A 21,173-nucleotide genomic window follows, 5' to 3' on the forward strand; every position below is an offset into this window, starting at 1 on the left:
CTTGCGGGGGGAAGTTTAGTTTTGGCTAGATTTTTCTTTGGTTCGTTTCTTTTCATCAATGGAAAAGAAATGAACGGCAATCCAGTGTTTTAAGGGATAAAATCACTATGAAAGCCAAACTTACTAAGTAGCGTTTAACCAGTAACGGTTCTATTAATTCTTTTACTTTCCTATTAGTAAAGATTTGAAATTTGCCAGGGTTTATTTTTTTTATTGCAAACCAGTTTTTTACTAGACCATGTCATATAAAATAACCATTGTCACTTTTTTGCTGCAGGCCTGTCCTGAAACAAAGTAACTCAGGGCCGGTCCTGACCCTAGTCAGTGGCCCAAAAAGTAATCAACCTGTCCTGAAGCGAAGCAACTCAGGCCTGTCCTGATGCGTAGCAAGTCAGGAGAAAACCCCGCCGCTGAGTATCTTTTCGACTAAAATTTAAGGCCTTCCGCACACAGGCAAACTCCGGTATCTATGGTTTCGCTTTTAACAATTGCTATTTCTAGAGGCTCATCCTCTAAATCCTATTCCAACCATGCCTGTGTCCTTGCCATCACTTCTTAAATTTCTTAACGCCGTAAAGCTACAAGGCGGAAGTTGATAAATTCGTCATTCCGAGACTTTGCAGGGGCTTTGCGTAGAGAATGTCGAAGGAATCTCCAACATGTTGAGATTGCCAAACCCTTTCCTTCACTTCACCTCCCCAAAAAAGGGAACGCATTGACGAAATGGTATATCGTTAATTCGGTACACTTCGACAAGCTCAGTGACCGAAAGACGTCATTCCGAGACATTGCTAGTGCTTGGTGTAGAGAAAGTCGAAGGAATCTCCAACATGTTGAGATTGCCACACCCTTTTCCTACGCAACACCTCCCCAAAAAAGGGTTCGCAATGACGACACAGCAATTTATATCGGATTCGTTAATATGACTGACCAATACTCCGAGGGGGCCTTATGCCTTAGTGGGGAAAGATTAGTTTTAGCTACACTTTTCACTACATCACCAGATCACTACATCATCAAAATCATCCCATCTCTAAATCTCCAGTTCACTACATCACAAGATCACAAGATCACTACATCACCCCATCACCAAATCAAGGCGCATAATAATAATTGAATCGGCCAAGTGGGGCAACATCACCATGTAGCAGAAAGTCCATGATTTCACCACCTGCTTGCATATTATCTGACCATTTGAACTCAATATTCACAGCCTCATTTAATTTTAATACTGCTTTGGGAACGGCTATTTCCATTTTATTGGCAGACATCTTCCAATCCAAACGGTCTACTATTTCCCAATTCCATCCCCCAGTATTCTTCTCAATAGTGGCTTTCTCACCTGGATTTGATCGGTTAATTACATAATCATAGCCTTCCCAACCAGTATCTCCATTTCGATCAGTGTCGATGAATAACCTCATCCAGGCAGGACCATCAGATGGGCTTAGTGGATTTGCGGTTTCCACATAAAAATAGAGATTGTCATTGTCACTGCTAACCTTGCTAGCCACTATATCATTTCTACCTGTTGTATTTTTATATACCAAATCTCCCCAACCTGCACTATTCCTTTCAAGGGTATTCCCCTTATGTGACTTGAATTCCGGAAACACCGTTTCCCAGTCCACAAATTCACCATCGATGCTGATGTTTTTGTTTTGGGTGAATATAGGAGGCTTGGCTACTCCTTTAAATTTCCGAATATTGGCTACCATCTGGTAGTAATAATTGTCCCCATGTCCGTCCTTCATGGGCTCTATGTCTCGACTATGCTCCTGATTGTATTGGTCTGGGAAGGCATTGTGCTGTTGCTGCCACTCTTCATACCTTCCGGCAATCCACTCATTCCAACCCGTGATGAATACAAATTCCGGATCGAGCTCAAAGGCCCTTTCCCATTGCTCCTGAAAATTCAAACCATAATTGACAGCATCTGGATCCTCCGAATGACCATTTGCATCCGTATAACTCCTGCCAAAAGATCCTGGGGCATTCATTGCTGTAAGCCCCCTATCTTTTGACCAATTCTGGGATACACCTACAGTCACTTGCTCAAATCCACCATTCTGATCGCTAACAAAACCGTGTTGAGGAGCTATTTCTAACCAACCCCAGTGATCTTCTCTCATCGGGCCCTTATTGTAAACAGGTTGGCCAGGTCTAAAAGTAAAAAACTCCCTAATTTCCTGATGCAATTTACTGGTTTCAGGATCTCCTTCAACAGCTGTAAAACGGTCAGGATAACCCATAATTAGTGGTTTTCCTTTCCAATAAAACCAAAGGTCCTGATACAATCCCGGTGCGTAAAGCTCTTCGTACAATTCCTTGATCGCATCGAGGCTACCATCTGTTGGCCAAAAGGCCATCATGAAAGCAATCTGAGGGGTTTTTATGCCGTTTTTCCGTGCCTCTGTGAAAACTTCAGCAAGGGCTATATAGGATTCCTTCCAGGTAAAGGAGCCATTAGTACAATCAAACATTACCATGTCCACACCTGCATCGGCCAACATCTCGGCATGCTTGTACAATACCCAACGGTCTGTATCCAGATAATATCCATAAAGTGGTTCTGACCAAAAGAATGCTCCTGCTTCTTTTCGAGTAGGCCAAATAGGATCATTGTAATCGTTAATCGCTTCAGGCTTCTTTGCCAGAATCTCACTAGCATTAAATGCTTTGACACTATTGTTGGATTGTTGGGTATGCCAGGTCCAATAAAATATACCGACGAATTTATCTTTTTTAAGTTCCCCCACTTCTTCATATCCAGGAAGTGAACGCCCCAAGGCATCCCTAGCCGGGAGATTAGAGCTATAATTGGACATTTCGCTTTGTGCGTCTACTTGGGTATAAATCCCTATAATTGCCCCTAGTAAAAGAATGTTTGTGAATAATTTAGATGCTTTCATTTTATTTCCTTTGAGTGTCTTACCTCATCCCAAGATGAGATGCCAATTATTTTTTTAGCAAAATCTATTGAAGTATGTTCACGGTCTGTACCCAGGTTTCTGTATACATACCAAACCGGTTTTTTACCTGCCGGATCTTCTTCATCATCAGGAAATCGCCGAAGTCCAATTCTTAAACCACCCTCTCCCCTATGGTCCAACCAATTGTGAAACTGGAAAGCGTCAATTCCATCCAAAACTTCCATCTTCTTCCATAAATAAGCAATACTGGCAGCTTGTTCATTCAAGTGTATTGGCGAATAATCCCTGGAATTGGGTCCCTGCTCTGACAGGAAGACAGTGCGCTTGGTTTTGTCTTTAAATTTGACATGGGGCTGTTTCACCCATGCATCCAGCACCTCTATATTCTTGAAGGTGATCAAGGGTGTGTCAAAACTAAAAACGGCCTTTTCATCCAACCAGCTTTTGGGTTCAAAAAGAGATTCAGGATAGGGATGATGAGCAATCCCCCAATCAAAATCTCCTTCGATATCACTGTACCTAATCAGAATTTCAAGTAAATCCCTGGACAGATAAAAATGCTTGTCTACCGTCCAGTTCCAGTAATGGGTAAGGGTAATGAAAGCCTTGGAATGGGCATCGTATTGCTTGGCAATATTATTAATCAACCGAAGCGATTTGTGGTAGGTGTCCATAAAAGTAAGACTGTCCGTTTCTCCCATATTTGTCCAGACCCAGCCTGCATCTACTTCATTGTGAACGATCCAGTGATGTACCCTCCCATGATCCTCTGATGGATCACTGTACCTTTTGGCCAAAAAATCCATAGCAGCTGCATACATATGCACTGCCTGTGGATTGGTAAGGTTGGCCATGCTATAAATACCTGAAGGGTCACAATCAGGATGTTCCATAATTGCGCCTATCTCTTTATCAGGAGTGCTAACAGCCTTGTCTATTAATATTATGGCTGAAGTTACAACCTCTCTCAAACTTGCCTCTTTTAAGGCTTTATCGTGTTTTTCTACCCATTGCTTGTCTGCGTAATAATCCTTCCCACCGTAATTAAAGGTGATGGTTTTGTCAGAGGGAGCAGAACGTAACATTTTGGAAATCCACATATTTGTAGTGATACTTCCTATTCCCAGGGAGTCCAAATCACTCACAAAATCGTTGCTATGAAAATTCCCTAAGCCTTTTTTATTTTTCAATACTCCAGCCCTTAGGTCAAAAGCAGGCGCTATTTTATCCATATAACGGAGATGTGACTGCAAATCAAAACCATCACCTTCCCCCTTTACGATTACCCAGCCTGACAGCAGGCCATCTCTCTTAAAATCTTGCTGAAGCGAAAATCTCGGTACACGAAGTTCAAAACCACCTTGAGTTTGAGGTAAATGATAGACATTTTCAAATGCAGTGGCAATAGCTACTTCTACATGCAGTGGAACTTCTGCCAAAAAATAATCAGGGCTGTTTTTTGATAAAAATCCTTTGATTATTATGGCAGAATCCAAAACAGTAATCTCTGAAAGGGAATTGGGGAATTCAGTGTCTAAATAGCTTATCAACGCAGCTTTATAGGCCTCTTTTTCCTCCATCAAAAGCTCCTTGTCCCGGACTTTTTGAATTTCGCTTGCATTGGGTCTTCTGAAACTAAAGTTTCGGAACTGCCCAGCATATCCTGCACCTCCACCAAAATCCATTCTCAAAACATCCCCTTTCTTCCCCCAACCTTTCGGTAAGGCTTCTGCTATATCAATGGAATACCTGCTCCATCCTTCCCGAATGCCCAAGGATGAAAATACACTGAAGTTTTCATCAATCGGAGGGCCAAAGAAAACCTGAAAATAATCCAGGTACTCCGTAGAAAAATACTCAAAAGTGAGTATTGTCTCTTCCTTGTCGATTTCAGATGTCAATGGAGACGTAAAGAGATAGGGGTCAGGACCTGTTGTTGTTATTTCATAATTTCCCTGCTCATCTATTTTTACCGCTACATTGTGCTGGTTTTCCTCGGATATTCGGACAGGGCCTTGCTGCCCAAAGGCAGTAGAAAACGTTATAAAAAAGAATAAAATGGTTTTTAAGGTATTCATTTTAATCTCTTATTATGTAGTTTAACCTGCCTCCCGGTGCCACATCTCCATTGACATACCAATCAAGGGGATCTGTATCGTCCTGCATGTTGTCAGACCACTTAAACTCCAGATTTAAGGCTTCCATTAATCTTTTATCAAGCGACCTTGGCAGGGTAATGATCATTTCGTTGCCTGAAACCACATGGACTACCTGACTTATGGTCACCCAATTGCCTTCCCTAAACTTTTGAAGCTGATTCCCTTGAACAATTCTAAAATCATACCCCTTCCAACCTGTTTCAAAATCCCTGTCAATATCCAGGTAAAGCCGCATCCAATTGTCGCTATTATTCCCGGATATAGGCTTGGTGGTTTGAGCATAAAAGAAAATGGATTGATTGTCCCTGGCCACCTTTAAAGTCTGAAAATCATTTCTCCCAGTAAAATTGGTGTAAGTTACCTTTGGTTCAGATTGTGCTCCCACGTGGTTTCTAGGGTCAGTTTCCCCGGTATAATCTTTAAATTTCACATCGACTTCTTCCCAATCTTTTAGCCCTTTAATGGTTTTATCATTCCCAAAAGTCATCGTTTTAACTCCCCCTTTGTATCTCCTAACATTTCCAACAAGTTGCATGTAGTAATGGTCTTTCAAACCGCCAGTCCTGGTTGGTTCTATGTCTCTACTGTATTCTGGACTGGCCTGATCACAAAACCAGGCGTGTTCAGGATTGTCATCATGACTTTCAAATTTCGTAGCAATCCATTCATTCCATCCGGTTACAAAAACAATCGGAGGATCTACCTTAAGGACATTGTCCCATTGTTCCTGAAAATTGTATCCCATTATGATGTCGGCTACTGGGTTACCTTTTTTTCCATTGCGAAAACTTCTTCCCCAGTTGTCTTGGTTGCCATAAAAGGCAGACCCTCCCATTCCTGCTGTAGGATTTGGATGTTGGGCAACAGAAACGTTCATGATTTCAACCTCCCCTTTATGGTTTTTGTGTACCATTTGTGATCGCTGAAATTCTATCCAAGGCCAACTATTCTCTTTATAAGGTTCATTGGGCCATTGGGATTCCCTAATGGTAAAGAAATCTCCAGCTTCTTTACCATTTACTTCTTTGGAATGTCCCAAGATCATAGGTTTTCCATCCAGGTAAAACCATGATTCGGGATGGTAGTATTTCGCTCCCTTCTTATAAAAAGTCTCATACACATCCTCCATGGTTTCCCCAGAGGAAGTGTTGGTATAAAAGACAATTTTAGGAGGAGTTTTGCCCTGCTTTCTGATGGCATCCATCGCATTCATCAAGACATTGGCTCTGTCCGCATAAATCAACCGGTTGGTGGCATCTATTACCAAGAGATCCACACCAGCATCTGTGAGCAGTTGAAGGCTCCTTAAATGAACCCAATAGTCATCTGCCTTGTAATAGCCATAAAGGGGTTCTCCCCAATAATACATTCCTCCACCTCCCCAATGTGGGTTGTCAAAGTCATTCAAAACCTCCGGGTGCTGTGGGATGATTTTACTTAGGTCATAATGTATGGCCGAGGTATTGTCGCCATGCCATAGAAAATAGAACATGGCAACCGTTCTGTCCTTTTTATCTCCTATTTCTTCATAATTGGGCAATGTTCTTCCCAAATCATCCGTACCTCCTGTTTCTTGCGCCTTAGCAATGGTTACAATGCCTAACCAAAGGCAGAAATAAAACAGTACTTTCCTATTGAACCTGATAATTATATTTGAAACCATTAATCTAACCATCCTGGATTTTGCCAATTTTCACCTGTTAAACCTACAATTTTATTGACCTCAGCTTGATCAATGGGATATCTCAAATATTTATCAGCTGCTGAGCCTCTGTTTTCAAAACGAAACCGCTGATAATTGGTACCATCATCCTCATTTGTAATGCGCATGCCAGTAACAAATTTGTCTGTTTCATTAAGAATATTCCACCTTCTTACATCAAAGAACCTGTGTTCTTCAAAAGCCAGCTCAATTTTTCTTTCGTTTCTGTATTTTTCTTCAAATTCACCAGTGCTCATTCCTGAAGGAAAACCTGGCATTCCGGCTCTTTCTCTTACTGCATTAACGGCATCCCTTGCACTCATGGAAATCCCATTGGAAGAAATGACGACATCAGGTCCACCTGACTGATAGGCCGATTCTGCAAAATTGAGGTAAAGCTCTGCCAGACGAAAAAGGCGAATTGCCCCATCTGCATTGTTGTTTAATCCAGATTGGTAATTATTGAATTTTCGTAAATAATAACCTGTTCTGGTATTCCGTCTATTGGTACTGGAAATTTCTTCAGCTCCTCCCACATAGGTTTCTACTTTTTCCCCATCTGGCTGATCCAGGTACCTTACCGCTCCATTGTAATATATAGAGGCATAGAATCTTGGATCCCGGTTTGCATATGGATTCTCAGGGTCATAGCCAGCATTTGGATTGACAATAGGGTTCAGCTTATCCGCATCTGAGTACCCCAATATTGGACTTTGTCCATTGCTCATTTCATAACTGTCTACCAGATCCTGCGTTGGGCAAGGCCCTGTTCTTTCCATACCATCATTGGTAGGTAAACCTGCAAATTTCCAAATTTGCATCTGATCACCCCAATGGTAAATGGTCTCCTTATCTACTGCTCGCTGATCATTGGAACTTGTAATGAAATATAGTGCATAGGCATTTTGAGCAATATCTGGTGAAGTTTCTATATCAAACAATTCGTAACCATTGTTTAAACATTGGGCAAGCGCCTCTGCATTGATAGCTGTCGCATCCTCCCAGGAATAAGTGCCATCTGACCATAAATCACTGGCGGCATAAGTTACTGCCTGAGATTTGATCGCATAGGCCACCGCCCTGGTCATAATTCCATATTGATTGTCATATATATCCCAAGAAAATCCATCCCTTCCAGAAGGAAAAGCCAAAGCTGTATCACAATCTTCCAATATGAAGTTGACCACTTCAGCAAAGGATGCCTTTCGGTCAGAAGAAAAATCATGACCAATTTCCAAAGGCGTATCGAAAATTGGAACACCTCCATACCTTTTGATCAACTGAAGATAGTACAAGGCCCTCAAGGTGTGGGCCTGTGCTTTCCAGGACGCTTTTTCATCCTCTGTGGCATAAACTGTGGCCGTTTCAATATTTGTAAGAAAAACATTGCATTTTCGTATGCCTTCGTACAGGCTACTCCAGGGACTGCCATCTGCAGAATAGCTGGGATAGGACGTAGGGGTGACATTTCCACCATACCAAACCACATAATTTGAGCCCGGAGTAACGTCATCTGCATCCTGGGCTTCGTCAGTATAAGATGACCTGTCCATATAAGGTTTTGGGGCATACCCATAACAGGAGTTGAGGTAACCTCTGGTTCTGTTATAATCACTGAAAACTTCATCCATTGTTATCCTGCCATCGCTGGGCAAATCCAATTGTTCATTACAGGAAAAACTAGTAATGAAAATGAAGAAAATAAATATATATTTTATACAATTCATAGCGCTAATTATCAAAATGTTACACTTAATCCCAGGTTGTAAACTCTATAGACAGGAAACCCTGAATAACCACCGCCTTCAGGACCAAAGTCTGAAGTTTTCATCTTATCCCAGGTCAATAAATTTTGTCCGCTGAGTAGCACTTTAGTATGATCTGATCTGAAAACCTTAGAAAGGGCGAGAGGTAAAGTATAGCCAATTTCCAGGTTCTTTAGTCGGATATAAGACCTGTCAAAATTCACGAAATCACTTGGCTCATGATTGACAGATTTGGCCAGAGAAAGTGCCGGCCAAGTAATGGGCTGGTCATTTGCATAGCGTTCTGCTGTCCAGGCATTTTGATGCATGCTACCAAAAATTCCGTCAAATTCAGTCTCCCATATTCCTGTCCCCCCTATGAGTGAAGCATAATCTCCTACGCCTTGAAAAAGGAAATTAATGTCGAAGGCTTTATAGGTAATCCCACCAGATAAGGCATAAGTTGTGCGAGGAATAACGCCATTACCAATCGGGGCATAATCCCTTTCATCAATTTTACCATCACTATTTAAATCCTTATAGATCAAATCTCCTACCCTGGGTATGCCAAATCCGTAGCTCAGGTTGCTTTCAACCAATTCAGCCTCAGAATTAAAAAATCCATTCCCATTGGAGTAATCTACCAGATAACCAAATTCCTGCCCGAATGAATACCCTTCTTCTCTTTTCCTAAAGGCGTAATCTTCCGTTCGCTCCGCTTCATTCCAATTGATGATTTTGTTTTTGGTGTAACTAACCATCCCTCCCAGATAAGCAGAAAAGTCCTGGTTAAATACTTTCCTATAATTGGCCACTATTTCAAAACCTTTATTTTCAAATTGCCCGCCATTTATCTGAGGGTAATTGGACAATGGCACACCTTGATAAGCAGGAATAGTAGCCAAAGCACTCACGATCATATTGTCCATGCGCTCATCGAATACATCCACTGACAGGGAAAGGGCATTAAATAAGCCCAGATCTATTCCAATATTGGTTTTGGTGGAGATTTCTGCAGCAATATTTGGGTTTCCAACCTGATTTTCATTGACTATGTATTGGAGGTAAGGAATAAGTCCCCCCTGACTTGCCGTTACATTGTCCAGGTAGGCATACCTTGCGATTCCGGTTTGGTCATTTGCTGTTTTACCATAGGAGGCGCGAAGCTTCAAATTACTTAACCAGGTAGCAGAGGAGGTAAAGGCTTCATTGGAAACAACCCAGGCTGCCGCTACAGCAGGTGTGGTAGTAAACCTAACGGCTCTGGCATATTGTTCAGATCCAGAATAGCCTACCACCAATTTTAATAAATACCTGTCGTCAAAAGCGTAATTTCCCTCAATTCCAGAGCTTACCCGATTGTAAGGCAAAAGGCCCGGTGAAGAATTGTCTGCTTTGGTTAAGTTCTGGTAAAACATATAGGCCATACCTGAAACCTTGCTAAGTCCAAATTGCCGTTGATAGTTTAATGAAGTGTTATAGGACAAGTGGTAATAATACTGGTGTCCTTTACCGTAAGCCAAAGGAGTATTTTGCTCTGACCCTTTCTTGACAAATTCCAACTCATTAAAATCATCCGTTCTCAGCCAACGTTCAAAATTCTGGGTGGTCCCCAAACTACCAACTGAATTGGTTTGGTAGGCAAATACACCAGAAAGGTTTAGTCCATCGGTAAGAAAATCCATGTCCAGGTCTAAGCCAAACTGGGAAGCTATGTTCGTAACAGTATGGTTATGATACCCAGAGCGATTCAACATGCCATAAGTGGGGTCTGTAACCCTCTCTGTAGTGACAACTTGACCTGCTCCAGGGAATGGCTCCCCATCAGCCGTCAAATCAGGAATAACAGGTCCAAACATTGTTGGCGGAATCTGAAATATGCTGCTATAAATGCGCTGATTACTCACTCCCGGAGTATGCTCACGCTTGATGTTACCACTTAATCTTACAAATCCAGAAAGTAGCTCATTGAACTTCATGTCTACATTTGAGCGGAAGTTCACCCAAATGTTCTTGGGATTAGGATCGTATTTAGTTTGTTCCGTTTTGAATTGCCCACCCTGATGCATAAAGTTAACATTGGAGAAAAATTGAACCTTTTCATTGCCTCCAGTTACATTCACTCCAACTCTTTGCATGGTAGAAAAATCCTTTACAAATCTGGAATACCAATCATTGCTGGGGAAATTGGGATTGTTACCATTCTGAAATTGATCAATTTCACTATTGGAATACAAGTATTCTTCGCCAAATCCATCATTAAAAGCTGCTTGATTCCTCATCTGGGCATATTCACCCGCAGGATAGTACATTGGCTGTGTAGTTACCTCCTGAACAGAATGGTCCACCCTTGCTTTGACCTGAAGTGGACCTTTTCTCCCTCTCCTGGTGGTTATTACAATTACGCCATTTGCTCCCTGGATGCCATAAATGGCTTGTGTGGATGCATCTTTTAATACAGCAATGGTGGCAATTTCATTTGCTGAAATGTATTCCAAAATTTGATTGCTGTTATAAGAAACTGGGATCCCATCAATAACTACCAAAGGGCCATTTTTTCTTGCACTAGAGATTCCTCGTACAAACAAATCTGTATTCGCTCTGGACAATTCGGAGAATGTTTCCTGAGTGGTTAATCCTGCAAACCTTCCGGAGAATGTTTGGCTAAGATTCGCTACAGGAGATCGCTCCAGTTCCTCCCCTGATACAGTGGATACTGAACCTGTGAGCTCCCTTCTCGATTGAGTCCCATAGCCCAAGGGAATAAGATCATCTTGTCCATGCATGTCAAAGGCCAGTTCCAGATCAATGTTATCCTTGTTCTCAATTTGTACCCGCTTAGTTGCAAAACCACTGGCTTCGAAAAGCAGAAATTCTTCAGCCGTAGGCAGATTTAGTGAATAATTACCTTCAACGTCAGAGTAAGTTCCCTGGTCCCCTGATACCGAATTTATTAATACGCCCTGGATGGGTTGCCCCAATTCATTTATTACTTTTCCACTAATGGTGGTCATTGCTTCCTGAGCAATTACATGACTGCTTTGGAGGTAAAACAACAGGCACAGGAAACTTAAAGTAAGTTTTATATTTTTTATATATCGTTTCATTTTGAGTTCTTTATAGTCTTTCAGAAAAACTTATAAGCATGATTTTACCAACCTGGCGTTTGCCAATTAGTTCCTGTAATCGATTGAAGTCGGTTGGCCTCATTAAGTGGAATGGGAACATGTAAAAATTTATTGGTGTAATTCTTACGTTCTACTTCTCTAACATTTCTTCTACCATAGGTATAAGTTCCATCTTCATTTCTGATTATCTCCGCTCCTGTGATCCAACGATCCGTTTCTGAAAGATCCCCTTCAGGAGAAGTCCACCTTCTAACATCAAAATACCTGTTCTCTTCCATTGCCAATTCAACCCTTCTTTCATTTCTTATTCTAAGGATCAATTCTTCCTGGGTGAGAGATTGTGGCAATTCCGGCATGTTTACTCTTGTTCTTATTTCGTTTACTGCAGCAGTTGCCTCCATTAAATGACCTGCTTCGGCTGCAGCTTCAGCCAGATTAAGAATTATTTCCCCCAACCTGTAGTATTTCCAATTGGCGCCTCCTACAGGGTTATCTCCCCCAGAATTTGGATGCAAAAATTTCCGCTGAAAATAGCCTGTTCTGGTAGCCCTTCTAACCGTAGGGTGAATACCTGTTTGAGGCTCTCCTACATAAGTGGCAATGATCCTTGTTCTGTTTCCAATCCCTGCAGGATAATTCTCAAAAGACTCAGGCGATTCAGCAAAATTCCACAATGCTTTTCTTTTGGAACCATTGTAATAGATTGAAGCATAAAATCTTGGATCCCTGTTTTCATAAGGGTTTTGAGGATCGTACAAGCTATTGTTTGAATTGTAATTAGGGTTCAGGTGTTGCTCGTCCAGGTAGGGATTTTGTAAATTCAAAATGGGTTCACCGTCAATGGTTTCGTAAGAATCGACCAACTCCTGAGTAGGACATGTTCCTGACTTGTACCCATCCTGAGCGCCTATCCCATCAATGTTCCAAATATTTCCCTGCCCAGCCCGACTTTGGTAGATCGTCTCCTTATCCACAGGGTTGGCAGCGTAAGCCATGGTTTGAGTGAAATATTCATTGTACAAGGCTGCATATGGATTGTTATCTTCTCCAATATGGGCCACATCCGAGAGGTACGTCTGGGGTAGATTCACCTGATTATACAATTCATACCCATTGCTTTTAAGGTTTTGAACTGCCTTAAGGTTTATTTGATAAGCTTCTTCCCAATGGTCTTGGCCATCGTTGTAGAGTGGGCTTGCAGCAAATAAAATGGCTGTGGACCTGATGGCTTCGGCCAAAGCTTTGTTTACCCTCCCTGACTCACCACCTGATGTAATCCTCCAGGGAAGCTCACCAATGGCTATGGCTGCATTGCAATCTTCCAGAATAAACTGTACTACCTCGAAATAAGAAGCCTTTTCAACTTTCGAAAAATCATCCGAAAAGTCATAAGGTGTTCTGACAATAGGGAGACCCGTTCCATACCATTTTAGTAATTCCATGTAATAGTATGCCCTTAGCACATGCGCTTCTGCTTTCCACCTTTTCCGATCATCAGGATTGTCTACTGTAGCTTCATCAATCTTTTCCAGAAACATGGCCAGGTTGCGGATAGCACTCCAGTACTTGTCCCAATAGTCACCATTATTTTCATTGGCCCATTGTACTGATGGATGATTGGCTGCAGAAGCATCACCATTGTACATTCTTCCTGATGTTAACCAGGATTCTGCTTCAGCATCCGTATCCCAGGATTCATCACTCCAGTTCACAGGTCCTCTACTCCAAAAGAAATATCGGGTACCTTTTACAGGTAAATTAGTGTAACAACTATTCAGAAAGGCCCCAACCTTGTCATTGTCCGAAAACACTTCCTCAAGTGAAATTTTACCATCAGGAGCCATGTCCAGGACGTCCGTACAAGAAAATGTCAAAAAGACCGATAGCATTATTGCCAGGTATATTTTTATTAATTTCATCGTTAGTTTTGGGTTTAAAAGGTGGCGTTGAAACCAAAGTTCATCATCCGGGTAACCGGGTACCCTATGGAATCATTGTTTTCAGGGTCCAGGTGTCCCATTCTCAAATTATCCCAGGTGAGGAGGTTTTGACCTCCTAAATACACCCTAAGTGCGCTCATTCCAATTACCTGCGTCATATGGTTTGGGAGGGTATATCCAATGTCAATATTTTTCAACCTCACAAATGACCTGTCCATAATAAAAAAGCTATTTGCCGTGTGGTTGGTCGTACTCCTGGTACTCAGTGCAGGATAGGTAATTTCTTCCCCTGCAGCATATCTTTCAGGTGTCCATGCATTCTTATGATAATCAAAATAAGTTCCCTGGATTATGTTTTCATAAACTCCCTGAGCACTATAATTGCGAGAATATTTTCCCACTCCCTGGAAGAAAATTGAAAAATCAAATGCTTTATACTGGAGGTTAACACCTGCACCATAGGTTACCCTTGGAATTGAAGAATATCCAATGGGAGTCAGGTCCTTATCATCAACAGTGCCATCTTCATTGAGGTCTTTGTATTTAAAATCACCTACTCTGGGCACGCCAAATCCATATTGGGTATTCTCCCTGTAAGCATCCAATTCCTCCTGTGTGTTAAATATGCCGTTCCCATTGTCATAATCTATTTGATAGCCCCAGGTCTGACCGATTGAGTAGCCTGTACTACGGTATCTGTGCACGTAGGAATCATCCCTAATTTGTTCATCAATAAATTTGACAACATTGTGATTATAGCCATAATTACCTCGGATATTGATATTGAAATCATCAGCTAGCTGCTTTCTGTAAGACAATTCCAGCTCAAAACCACTGTTATCAACTTCACCCATATTTACCTTGGGAATATTGTTTAGGGGTACGCCCTGAAATGAGGGCACTGTACCTCTGGAGATAAGAATGTTTGTACGGTTTTCTATAAAGTAATCAAATGAAAGGTCCAATTGATTTATTATTCCCAGGTCGATACCATAGTTTTGCTTGTCCGCTATTTCCCAGGTAATGTTAGGATTTCCCAGTAAACCCTGGTTAACACCCTGCCCCCTACCCAAACTAGACAATGGTCCACCCCCCATGGTAATGTCACTTTGGTACAAAAATCTGGAAGATCCCATTTGGTCATTTCCTACACGTCCATTTGACACCCTGAATTTTACATTCGTAAGTACCGGATTGTCCAAAAGGAAATTTTCATTGCTTAAAATCCATCCTATGGACACCGCTGGAAAAAAACCGAAGCGTTTTCCAGGGGCAAATTGCTCAGAGCCATTATAGCCCATGTTCACTTCAGCCAAATATTTGTAATCGTACTCGTAAGTAGCCCTAGCTGCGATGCCTAGAACATTATAAGGAATTTCACCTAAGGTGGATTCCCAATTGTCCCGTTGGCCCAGAATCAGACCACTCACTCTGTGTTTGTCATTAAAAATTCTGGAATACTGTATGGCTGCCTGCATGTTAATATTGTACCTGGAATCAGCTCCTTTGGATAAGGAGAGCAAGGATTCATCAGGTCTTTTTACTGCATAGCTCAATTCATCAGTATTTGAGTTGACTTCAGCTAAAAACAACCTCTCTGACTTACTTCCCTGCATGGCAGTGGTTGCCCGGGCATCATAGGAAACCATACCCCTTACACTTAAGCCTTCAGTAATCATATTGCTTAAATCCAGCTCCATACCCAAAGATGAGTTCAGGTTTGATCTCACCTCGTTTCTGTATCCAAAGCGATTCATTACTTCAAATGCGGAGCGATCCATATATCCCGGATCAACAATCTGCCCAGGGGCAACTCCGAATCCGTCAATGGTGGTTGGGCCGGGTGTGATGGGTAAAATGGTCTGCGCCTGATAAAAGAGATCTCTCATCATCCAGTTGGTATCACCCCCTCCATATAGCCATGCTGCTGGCATATTGACCTGTTCGATATAGCTACCGATGTTCAAAAATGCCTTGAACGACTCAGTAATTTTGTAATCAATATTTGCCCTGAAATTATACCTTTTCATCCATGAGGAAGGATCATAGCCCAATTGAGATTTAGGCTCAGTATTTAAATTCCCACCTTGATTTAGGTAAGCACCATTGACAAAATAAGAGATTTTGTCGGTACCGCCTCTTGCACTCACATTGACTCTGGTCTGCGGGGAATACCTGGAAATAAATTCGCGGTAATAATCATGGTTAGGGTACATGTATTGACGAACCATTGCTTTTTGCGCATAATCCGGATCATTGGGGTCCAGACCCAATAAGGGGTTCGCATATTTTGCCATGACATCCTCACTAAAAAATGGTGTGGTCATGCCATCATTCCGGCCTGCCTCATTTCTGAGGTTCATGTACTCCAAAGATGTCAATCTTTCCGGCTCATAGGTAAAGGAACTATAGCTTTGATCAAGGCTAATGTTTAATTCCATTTCACCAGGTTTTCCTCGCTTGGTGGTAATTAATATAACCCCATTGGCCCCCCTCACACCGAACACAGCCGTAGCAGAAGCATCTTTTAGTACCGTAACGGATTCAACTTCGTTGGCATCCAAGGTTCTGATATTGTCCCTCGGCACTCCATCTATTAATATCAATGGGCTTCTACCGTTGGTGGTGGCTGCGCCTCTGAGGTATAAAGTTGCATCATCCTTTCCTGGCTGGCCTCCGCCAGATTGAATAGAAGTCAGGCCAGGAAGCCTTCCTGCCAGCGCATTGGCCAGGCTTGGGGAGGAACTTTTCACCAACTCATCGGAAGAAACAGAACTTACTGCCCCTGTCACTGAAAGCTTTCTTTGTTCAGCATATCCCACTACAACCACCTCTTCTAAGGACGATTCATCTTCGGATAGAATCACGTCTAAGGTCGTTTGATTGCCTATATCAAAAGATTGATTTTGAAAGCCTATATAGGAAAAAACAAGGGTTTCTCCGGTTTCAACTTGAATAGAATACGTTCCATCGATACTTGTCACGGTTCCTTTGTTGCTACCCAAGACAGAAATAGTAGCCCCTGGAAGCGGTTCACCTGCTTGATCCCTTACAGTTCCTGAAATGGTCACAGGATCCATTAATTGCTTTCCAGTCTTTGTCTTTAGGGTTGCAACTTTGACATCAATCGTATTGTTGAATTGCCTGAAATGCAGGTTAGATTGAAGGCTAACTTCAATCAAGAATTCCTCAACTGTTCCTGTCGGCTTGTTAAAGGACATAACAGATGACTTTTTGAGGATCTTTTTATCGTAGGAAAACCGGAAAGAAGTTTGTCGCTTTACCTCATCAAAAAATGAGTAAAGGTCCAATTTTTTTCGGGAGAGGCTTACCTCTACCTCATCAATACTTTTATACTGGCCCTTTGCTTGTAGGATACTGGTAAAATTTACTACCAGCATTTGAAAAATTAAACCGTACAAGAAGCCTCTGGACAACATCATAATTGTCTGAAGTAATATTTTTTTCATATTTTTAAGGGTTTATTGGAATTAATTTCAATATGCATGGTCTATGGTTGGATCCATTCCCCAATGTTCTCCATCTTTAGACCTCCCACAGCCGGTTGGATTTATCCAACCGGTTTTATTATGGTGGTATCTTGTGTATTCTATTCTTAAAATTTGATTGTGACATTTTTTCCTTTTAGTTCAAATTCAAAATTCTGCACATAGGCCATACTTTTCAATACATTCTCCAAACTTTGATTATGGTATTCACCCGAGAATTCCCAAGAGGGATTTTTAGCATTTTTCACTTCAATTTTTACCCCAAACCAATTTTCCAAAAGCGCAACCGCCTCGACAAGATTCGATTTTTCGAATAAAATGGTCCCTTCTTTCCATGATGAAATGGTATGAATATCAAACTTGCGTATGCTTTTTTCACCTGTAAGGGGATCTTTGTACAATTCCTCCCCAGGACTTAGAAAAAAATCTTCACTGGTAGTAACATTCTCAATTTTAACTTTACCAGTTACCAATGATATTTTAATTCCTACCTCACCATTTTCCTTTATATTGAAGGAAGTACCCAAAGCGGTGGTCACCATGCCCTGAGCTACAACCCTAAAAGGTCTCAGGCTATCCTTCTCCACTTCTATAAATGCCTCCCCTTTTAAAAACACTTTCCGCTCAGAAGCTCCAAATTTATCTGGAAAGGAAAATTCACTATTGCTGTTCATCCAAACCCTGGTACCATCCGGAAGGGTTAGCTGTAATTTTTCTCCTGAAATTGTCTTTTTATGATGCATCACTACATTTTCGACCTGACTATTTTGCAAGTCGACACCAATAACCCCAGAGATCCAAACCAAGGCAAATCCTACCAAGAATACCGCTGCTAGATTTAAAATCCATCGGTAGTTTTTCTTTTCTCTTAGATGGTCCGCAGGTTTTATGGTTAAGAGCTTTTGTCTAATTTCCTCTTTCATCCCCTCTGGAGCCTTGTATTCCTGGTAATTGGTGCGCAATAAAATCTCTCGCGCCAGCTTTAATTCGCTCACAGATTTTGGATTGGCCTTCAACCATTTAGACCAATAATGATTCAAATGATCATTTGGATGCATTACCCAGGCAATAAACTCTGGGTCGATTAAAAAATCCTCTTTGGTCTTCATCAATTTTATACTGGCTTTATAGGTAAATACAAAGCATCACCAAAAGAACACCTAAAAAAATTATTTTTTTACAAAATATTTTAAACCCGAAGGAAGAATTTATCAAACCTAGCGTTTGACATTTCCTATTTTAGGGTCTGCCGTAAAAAACCCAATGCTTTGTACATTAAATTTCGAGTGGTTTTGACATTGTCCAATCCCATTATTTCCTGGATTTGGGAGTAGCTGAAACCTTCATAGAAAAAATAGTAAATGATTTCTTTCTTTCTTGGGCTTAACATACTGATTGCCTTATTCAATTTTTCAATTCTCTCCAAGCTTAATTGTTGGTCAATCAATTGTTGCTCATGGGATATAGTGAAATCGAAATCCTTACTATTGTCCAGGCTTTCCCTTTTCTGATCCCACTTCGAAAACTGTCGCTGGAGTTTCCGTTTAAGACATTTGAGTAAATAAAATTTAATGTTATCAGTAGGACCTATTTTATGGCGAAGGCGCCTGAGGTCAAAAAACACTTCTTGAATCCCATCCTTGGTTTGAGATTCATCCTGGGATAAGCGCATGCCAAAAGCATACAGGCTATCAAAAAACTGCTCATAAATTTGAATAAATGCTGCGTCAGCACCATTCCTGAAATCATCCCATAATACACTATCCTTTAATAACTTGGGGGACTCCAAATTACTAATATCGGGCTTTTCACTTGAAAAAGGATCAAGTTTATATTGAGGCATTTTTGGGTTTATTGTTGCTTAATTTCTAAATATAAGGATATTTTGAACACTCACTATTTTAAATTAAAATTAATGCCTAAAAAATAGCACAATTACATTTTTGCGTATTATACCGTAAATCTTAGTGTTATGGGGAATCTGGGAACCCCGCGCAATGGAATTAGTTATCCACTATCATTGCTTTAAAAGCTTTATCAGACAAATCTGAAAAATATAGAAAAGTACCTTTCTGGTCAACTATTTTTTCATAAGCCTTTTCCTTTACTTTGAAAAATAAGGATGCTTACCCCCCTCTCCCGATAACCTAAACTCAGCAATCGTATTGGGTAGAACTGTGATTGTTGTCTTACATTTCCACACCCGGTTCTCAGCTATTTACAGGCAGGGGATTTTAACCACTGAATATCCTAGATTTGCACTTAAAATTATTAACTTCCTGACAACGAAGTTAGTTGCCCGACTTGGAGTATTTTGCTGTTAGCTGTTAGTGCTTTTCTTCTTAATAATCTCGCGGGTCATCTTCAACAATAGCATAATGAAAATTATCTTTCCATTCCCCTCTAATCGGAAGTATTTTTCTTCTCAAACCTTCCCTTGTCATGCCCGATTTCTCTAAAACCCTAATTGACCCAATGTTTTCTGTTGCTACTCCAGCTTCTACCTTATGCAAATGAAAATCTTCGAACCCAGATTTTATCAAGGTCTTAGATACTTCTGTAGCAAACCCCTTTCCCCATTGGGAAGGAAGCAGTTTATAATAGATTTCCCCAAGTTTATACTTATTTGCAGATAAAGTCATGCCCGAAACTCCAATGAATTCATCAGAATCTTTTTTTACGATTTTCCAAAAATATGACTTTCTGATTTCTGAATTTTGGACCTCAATCATTGGACGGATGTTTTCTTTGGTTTCTTCAATATTTATGGGAATTCCAAGAGTATTATATTTGTCAACTTCAGGAATTGAATAGAGCTTATGGACATCTTCTAAATCATTCCAACCGACCTCCATCAATTTTAATCTTTTTGATTCCAATTCCATATCTATTTTTATTCACTTATTGATCTTTATTTCCCTTTTATCGATCACTTTGGGCCCGAATGTCATCCTTAACATGACCGCTAACTGCCATGTTTAAGATAGCTGCGGATTTCAAAGCTGCGACTTGTCCTACCTGCCGAAACGAAATATAGAAACTAGCCTTCAAATTAACGCCTCATCCGCAAATCGCATAAACACAATATTGGTAGCTGCTCGCATTGAATGATACCTAACCAAAAATTGTCCACCGTGAATAAACTTTTTACGAAATATTTCTCGAAATATTTCTTTTCTATCTGCGAAGACGAAATTACCCTCGTGTTGAGATTTGTTAACGAAGCCACTTAATGCAGTTCAATCTTTACTATAAAATTCGGGTGAGAATACGCTGCTTTTCCACTTTCATAAATCTGTTGAGAGATTTCTAAAGACTCAAAACCTGTTTCAACTTTTTTATTTTTAAAATATTGAATAGAATACCTCGAACTAATTAATTCTAAATTCTTTGATTCTGCATAATCTATAAAGTCAGATTCAGAAATAATATCCTCATCAATCTTTGTTAGAACTTCACTTAATAAAACAACATAAGAATTTGGGTCATTCTCATTGGTATAAAATATAGGTGTAGCTGAATAAATTTCATCGTCTTTATTTAATTCTTTCAAATAATTATTGACTTGCGTACAGTCGGTCAAGGTTTCATTGATTCTAAGCCAAACTTGATCGTAATTGATGTACCCTGTTATAGCGCTATTAGTCATGAAGGAATATTTACTCAATATAGATTCTGCAAACTCTTTTGATACATTTTCTTGCTCAAACACAATATAAATTTCAGACAATGATTGTTTTCCAAGATAAATTTTCTCCTCTCCCGAGTAATAGAAATTTTCTTTATCATCGCATAATCTCATTTTTGGTAGAGGTTCATCCTTTTCACATGAGACTAATAATATAAACCCTATGGTTACGAATAACAGTAATTGAAATACTCTTTTCATTGATCTTTTTGTCTTTTGACACCTATTCCTGTCAAGTGCTTGTCATGTCTTTCTATTTGCTTTTACAAATCCAAACCTTTCAATTTAACGTTCTCTTTATGGTCTGTACGACAGTTACCCCCAACGGGATTTATTTTAGGGAAGGTGGGCATTTGGAAACGTACTCTT

General features: G+C 40.6%; 11 protein-coding genes. All 11 read right to left on the reverse strand.

What is annotated here, in order from left to right; translation table 11 throughout:
• Window positions 1-1,094: 1,094 nt before the first annotated feature.
• On the reverse strand, window positions 1,095-2,912 hold the full coding sequence (locus AC0L7T_RS18165) for a hypothetical protein (protein ID WP_473337257.1): 1,818 nt from the start codon (window positions 2,910-2,912) through the stop codon (window positions 1,095-1,097).
• Complete coding sequence (locus AC0L7T_RS18170) at window positions 2,909-5,011, reverse strand: DUF5722 domain-containing protein (protein WP_473337259.1); 2,103 nt, start codon at window positions 5,009-5,011, stop codon at window positions 2,909-2,911. The genes AC0L7T_RS18165 and AC0L7T_RS18170 overlap by 4 nt, the downstream gene beginning before the upstream one ends.
• Window position 5,012: 1 nt before the next feature.
• Complete coding sequence (locus AC0L7T_RS18175; RefSeq protein WP_473337263.1) at window positions 5,013-6,755, reverse strand: hypothetical protein; 1,743 nt, start codon at window positions 6,753-6,755, stop codon at window positions 5,013-5,015.
• A complete protein-coding gene (locus AC0L7T_RS18180) occupies window positions 6,755-8,521 on the reverse strand; it encodes a RagB/SusD family nutrient uptake outer membrane protein (protein WP_339716817.1) in 1,767 nt (588 codons plus the stop codon). Before AC0L7T_RS18180 ends, AC0L7T_RS18175 begins: the two co-directional genes overlap by 1 nt.
• Window positions 8,522-8,532: 11 nt before the next feature.
• Complete coding sequence (locus AC0L7T_RS18185) at window positions 8,533-11,646, reverse strand: SusC/RagA family TonB-linked outer membrane protein (RefSeq protein ID WP_473337266.1); 3,114 nt, start codon at window positions 11,644-11,646, stop codon at window positions 8,533-8,535.
• Between the two features lie 44 nt (window positions 11,647-11,690).
• On the reverse strand, window positions 11,691-13,586 hold the full coding sequence (locus tag AC0L7T_RS18190; protein WP_473337268.1) for a RagB/SusD family nutrient uptake outer membrane protein: 1,896 nt from the start codon (window positions 13,584-13,586) through the stop codon (window positions 11,691-11,693).
• Between the two features lie 14 nt (window positions 13,587-13,600).
• The gene (locus tag AC0L7T_RS18195; RefSeq protein ID WP_473337269.1) at window positions 13,601-17,077 is read right to left on the reverse strand and encodes a SusC/RagA family TonB-linked outer membrane protein; all 3,477 of its coding nucleotides are present in this window, start codon (window positions 17,075-17,077) and stop codon (window positions 13,601-13,603) included.
• Window positions 17,078-17,223: 146 nt separating this feature from the next.
• Window positions 17,224-18,225, reverse strand: coding sequence for a FecR family protein (locus tag AC0L7T_RS18200; protein WP_473337272.1), 1,002 nt, complete (start codon window positions 18,223-18,225; stop codon window positions 17,224-17,226).
• 125 nt (window positions 18,226-18,350) lie between these two features.
• Window positions 18,351-18,959, reverse strand: a complete 609-nt coding sequence (locus tag AC0L7T_RS18205; RefSeq protein WP_473337275.1) for an RNA polymerase sigma factor — start codon at window positions 18,957-18,959, stop codon at window positions 18,351-18,353.
• Window positions 18,960-19,458: 499 nt separating this feature from the next.
• Entirely contained in the window at window positions 19,459-20,001 is a 543-nt protein-coding gene (locus AC0L7T_RS18210; protein WP_473337276.1) for a GNAT family N-acetyltransferase, read from the reverse strand.
• Window positions 20,002-20,345: 344 nt separating this feature from the next.
• Window positions 20,346-21,005, reverse strand: a complete 660-nt coding sequence (locus AC0L7T_RS18215) for a hypothetical protein (protein ID WP_473337278.1) — start codon at window positions 21,003-21,005, stop codon at window positions 20,346-20,348.
• Between the last annotated feature and the right edge of the window lie 168 nt (window positions 21,006-21,173).

The organism is Cyclobacterium sp. 10D3-21 (assembly GCF_055809755.1).